The 3495-nt window shown below is 63.7% G+C and carries 3 protein-coding genes and 1 pseudogene; 2 read left to right on the top strand and 2 right to left on the bottom strand.

Annotation, left to right across the window (positions count from 1 at the left end):
* Positions 1-180, top strand: a 180-nt coding sequence (locus tag AB3X94_RS41340) for a hypothetical protein (RefSeq protein WP_368614433.1), incomplete at its 5' end; no start/stop codon positions are given.
* Between the two features lies 1 nt (position 181).
* Here AB3X94_RS41340 and AB3X94_RS41335 read toward each other — a convergent pair.
* Complete coding sequence (locus tag AB3X94_RS41335) at positions 182-1462, bottom strand: SGNH/GDSL hydrolase family protein (RefSeq protein ID WP_368614432.1); 1281 nt, start codon at positions 1460-1462, stop codon at positions 182-184.
* An 85-nt stretch (positions 1463-1547) separates the two neighbouring features.
* On the bottom strand, positions 1548-3170 hold the full coding sequence (locus AB3X94_RS41330) for an NAD(P)/FAD-dependent oxidoreductase (protein ID WP_176110089.1): 1623 nt from the start codon (positions 3168-3170) through the stop codon (positions 1548-1550).
* Between the two features lie 198 nt (positions 3171-3368).
* Between AB3X94_RS41330 and AB3X94_RS41325 the strand changes: the two are divergent.
* Positions 3369-3495, top strand: a pseudogene (locus AB3X94_RS41325) (1,2-phenylacetyl-CoA epoxidase subunit A); the annotation flags it as partial.

Here is a 3495-nt window from a genome sequence, read left to right as displayed (position 1 = left end):
GCCCACACTTATCGGCTGTTAGTTTTTAAAGATCGATCCGCCCAACCCGCAGCGCCTGAACTACCACCACCCGGCACTGCTTCGTTTGCGTCGCTGCGTCTGCAGCAGAGAAGCGAGATTATGGAGACTCTTTCTCGTCTCGTCAATACCCGATTTCGCTTTTGCTTAAAAAAGTTGTGACTCACTTCCGGGCCGCGCTCACCACTGCCTCAACAGGAACAGCGTCGGCCATGGCCGCGTAGCCCGCGTCGCTCGGATGGATGTGATCGCCGCTATCGAAAGCGCGCTGCAGACGCTCCGGCTGCGCTCTGTCGCGCAACGCCGCGTCGAAATCGACGACGCCATCGAAAGCGCGACTAGTCCGTATCCACTGATTAACCGCGAGTCGGATGTTTTCCCGCTCCTGCGGCAGCGACGCCGGCGTCAGCGTCGCGCCGAACACCTTAACACCGTTGCGCCGCGCGGCCGCGATCACTCGCTGGTAACCGTCGATCAGATCGGCAGCCGTGACCGACGTATGAGGAAAATCGCAGTCGAGCCCGCCATGAGGCGGCATTGCCGCAAAGTTAATGTCGTTGATGCCAATCAGCACAACCGCCGCCTTGACGCCCGGACGTTGCAAAACATCGCGCTCAAAGCGGCTCGCAAGCGCGTCGCCATAACAAGGTGAGTCGCTAAGAAGCCGGTTGCCGCTGATGCCGAGATTCACGATCGCGGTCGACTGCGCGCCGCTCGCCGCCAGTCGCCGAGCCAGCGCATCCGGCCAGCGACGGTTCTGGTTCAGGCTGGAGCGCATGCCGTCGGTGATCGAGTCGCCAATCGCAGCCACGGCAACTGACGGTGCCACCGCCTCCACCGACAAGCCCGTGACCCACACATATTGGGTGAAGCGGCCTCGAAACGCGGCGGCGGACGTGTCGGCGGTATGATTGCCCGGCCCCGACTCATAATTCACCTGATTCGACACACGGTGCCACGCGACGATCCGCTGCTCCGGTCCCATAAACGCACTGATCGCATACGGCGCGCCCTCGACGACGTCGATCCCAATCGGATCGCTGTCCAGCTCGCCGCCGGGCGGAACGCTGACCGCGCCCTTGCCAGCAAACGTCACTCGACTGCCATCCCTCGCTACCGCCGCCGCGCCGCCGGCCGAGCGCGCGATGCGCAGTTCGTCGATGACCAGAGGTGTCTTGCCATACGCATTGCTCAGATGAATTCGCGCCGTCTTTCCCGACAAAGTCGGATACACGATTTGCCGGACGGTGCGCCCGGCGACTTCCGGCGCGCGATACAGCGGTGGCAAGTCGGCCCGCTGTGGAAGCGGTTGCAGCGCGGTCGCCCACACGGCGACCCAATGCTCGGGCGCTTCGGCAGCGAACGCATTCGAGGAAACGACAAACGGAGCAAATTGGGCAAGCAGCGCCGCGCCGCATGCGGCAGCCAGGGTGCGAATGGTCATTCGGACGATCGGTTCGAGACGAAACGCGCATTGTGCCCGAACGACGCGGCAATCGCCGGTGCCCGGAGGCTGTGCCCGTTTGGACTCATGCCGTTTGCTGACTCATGATCTTCAGAGCGACGGCTTCGGCGACTTCGATTCCGTCGATCGCCGCCGAGTAGATCCCGCCCGCGTATCCCGCACCTTCGCCGGCGGGATACAGCCCTTTGATGTTGACGCTCTGGTAGTCGTCCCCGCGACGAACGCGTACCGGCGACGACGTTCGGGTTTCAACGCCGGTCAGCACCGCGTCATGCATCGCGAAACCGGCGATTTTCTTTTCCATCTGCGGCAGCGCTTCGCGAATCGCCTCGATCGCGTAGTCGGGCAGTGCCGTGCTGAGATCGGTAGGCCGCACGCCGGGCTTATACGACGGCACGACGGAGCCGAGCGACGCGGACGGACGCCCGGCAATGAAGTCGCCGACCAACTGCCCCGGAGCCATATAGTTGCCGCCACCGAGTTCGAACGCCCGCTCCTCCCACTTGCGCTGGAACGCGATACCCGCAAGCGGGCCGCCCGGGTAGTCGTCTGGCGTAATTCCGACCACGATGCCCGCATTCGCGTTGCGCTCCGCGCGCGAGTACTGGCTCATGCCGTTCGTGACGACCCGCCCCGGCTCCGACGTGGCCGCCACCACGGTGCCGCCGGGACACATGCAAAAGCTATACACCGCGCGCCCATTGCTGCAGTGGTGCACCACCTTATAGTCGGCTGCACCGAGCTGCTTGTGACCGGCAAATTTGCCGAAACGGCTGCGATCGATCACCCCTTGCGGATGCTCGATCCGGAAACCGAGCGAAAACGGCTTCGCCTCGACGTGAACGCCGCGGTCGTACAGCATCTGGAAGGTGTCGCGTGCGCTATGGCCGACCGCCAGCACCACGTGGTCGCAGCGCAGCGTTTCGCCGGTCGACAGCTTCAGCCCCCGCACCTGGCCGTTGTCGATATCGATGTCCTCGACACGCGTCTCGAAGCGCACTTCGCCGCCCAGCTCATGGATGCCCGCACGCATCTTCTCGACCATGCTGACGAGGCGAAACGTGCCGATATGCGGCCGGCTCAGGTACAGGATGTCCTCGGGCGCACCGGCCCGCACGAATTCGTCGAGCACTTTGCGGCCGTAATGTTTCGGGTCCTTGATCTGGCTGTAGAGCTTGCCGTCCGAAAAAGTGCCCGCGCCACCTTCGCCGAACTGCACGTTCGACTCGGGATTCAGCACCGATTTGCGCCACAGGCCAAACGTGTCCTTGGTGCGCTCGCGCACGGCCTTGCCGCGCTCGAGGATGATCGGCCGGAAGCCCATCTGCGCGAGGATCAGTCCTGCGAACAGACCACACGGTCCCATGCCGATCACGACCGGACGCGGCGTGCTCAGTTGGGCGGGTGCTTTGGCGACGAACTTGTAGCTCATGTCGGGGGTCACGCCGCAATGCGGCACGTCGGCGAGCCGTTTCAGCGCGGCCGCTTCATCCTTGACCTCGACATCGACGATGTAGGTGAGCTTGATGTCGGCGCGCTTGCGCGCGTCGTGCGCGCGGCGAAACACGGTGTATCGGATGAGCCCGTCCCGCGCCACGCCGAGGTCCGCGAGGCGCGCACGGATGGCGGCTTCGAGGGCGCTGTCGGGATGATCGAGCGGGAGTTTGATTTCGCTTAGACGTAACATGAGTACCGGAGATGCAAGTGGGCCGCAGATCGCGGCCAATTCGCAATTTTACCGGTAAGTGTCGGGGTGGGGTGACGTGCTTCAACACCCCTGAATGACGCTATCAAGCCCAATCCCCGTCCTCAAAAAATTATTAACCGACCGGTCGGTTGGTTTATACTACGCCGACACAGACCACTCCTCCAGAGAGCGTCCCCCATGTACACCCAATCCCTCGATATCCCCGGCCACGTCGCCCCGCTGGACGCGGACGCGAATTCGCCCGAACAGGCGCGCTTCGACGCGGTCATGGCCGCCGACGGCAAGATCGAGCCGCAGGACTGGA

It is taken from the genome of Paraburkholderia sp. BR10923, from assembly GCF_040948765.1.
Lineage (GTDB): Bacteria > Pseudomonadota > Gammaproteobacteria > Burkholderiales > Burkholderiaceae > Paraburkholderia > Paraburkholderia youngii.
This window is presented reverse-complemented; position numbering and strand designations above follow the sequence as displayed.

What these genes read in the sequence shown, in the direction of transcription:
- AB3X94_RS41335 (WP_368614432.1), bottom strand. Translation starts at nt 1,462, where the DNA reads ATGACCATTCGCACCCTGGCTGCCGCATGCGGCGCGGCGCTGCTTGCC.
- AB3X94_RS41330 (WP_176110089.1), bottom strand. Translation starts at nt 3,170, where the DNA reads ATGTTACGTCTAAGCGAAATCAAACTCCCGCTCGATCATCCCGACAGC.